This window comes from Sodalis-like endosymbiont of Proechinophthirus fluctus, from assembly GCF_001602625.1.
Lineage (GTDB): Bacteria > Pseudomonadota > Gammaproteobacteria > Enterobacterales > Enterobacteriaceae.
On the sequence record NZ_LECR01000034.1, the window covers coordinates 7992 to 9036 of the forward strand.

Consider the following 1045-nt stretch of genomic DNA (forward strand, 5'->3'; position numbering starts at 1 on the left):
ACAGATTTTCTTCATGAACAATGAAACTGACCGGCCATATCGCGCTCACGTTCCTTATTCAGGTGCTAGCAGGCCAGCTGGTATAGGCCTGCAACCTGACGCGTGCGCAGCTATCAGGCGTTAGCTATATCTCTATACGCCAGTTCAGGATCGTTAATTTTCTGGCTCCGTTGACAGAGGGCCGCGCATTCATGAATAGCCTGCGACCACCAAATCCCGACTGTTAAGTTTGTGCTATCAGCTTATGTGCTATCGGCAAGAGCCAGCAAATATCGGCGGCAGCATAATCACACTGCCGATCATTGAGCGCCAGCACGAACCAGTCGGTGCGAGATTCAATTTTATCTAACGTGACCTGCAACGTTTCAGCCACCAACGCGGTGAGTCCGCAGGATAGTACGCGGCCGGTAAACGCCTCCCCTCCAGTACTTGGGTATCGATTATCAGCACCGACATCTGGCCAAAGCTATGCCAGAATACTTCCATGTCTTCGCTGCAAGCGTGCAGTAATTTGGTGACCTGTTGATCCGCTAGAAGCGCAATGAAGGGCTGCCAATCGGCAATCGCCAGCGGATCGATAAGCGTCAGAGCATCACCGTCATATAACTGGATCAGGCCCAGTTGGGGATGGTAGATGTTTGTACGCACAAATTCGGTATCTACTACTACCTACGGACGCTGGACGGGCCTGCTGACATCTGTCGTATAAAGCCTGACTGTGATAATTAATTGATAATCTAATACCGCTATCTCTTCTTCCATATATGTTAAGAAAAAACTAGTCCAATGAGACGATATCTACCCGCGTGTCACCGTAGTAAGCGCCCCATTCCGGACCGTAACCGGTCAGTCCCCCATAGCGATCTATAGTGGTAGTCCCCTCGGAGTCCGAGCAGCGGCCCCATGGGCGCCGAGACCTGATGCACGACACGCCAGCGTTTATAACCGTTCACCTGCATAACCATGTATATGTAATCCGCTTTATCAATATGGCCTTTTTCCGTGCCTGTAATCGGGCCGATGACCGTGATCCATTGCCCTTCCA

1 protein-coding gene and 1 pseudogene are annotated in these 1045 nt (G+C 51.0%); both read right to left on the reverse strand.

What is annotated here, in order from left to right; translation table 11 throughout:
• A pseudogene (locus BG74_RS03885) lies at positions 1-762 on the reverse strand (ribonuclease D); the annotation flags it as partial.
• Between the two features lie 47 nt (positions 763-809).
• Positions 810-1045 (reverse strand): Slp family lipoprotein (locus BG74_RS16540; protein ID WP_244267260.1); only part of this gene is annotated, 236 nt, incomplete at its 5' end.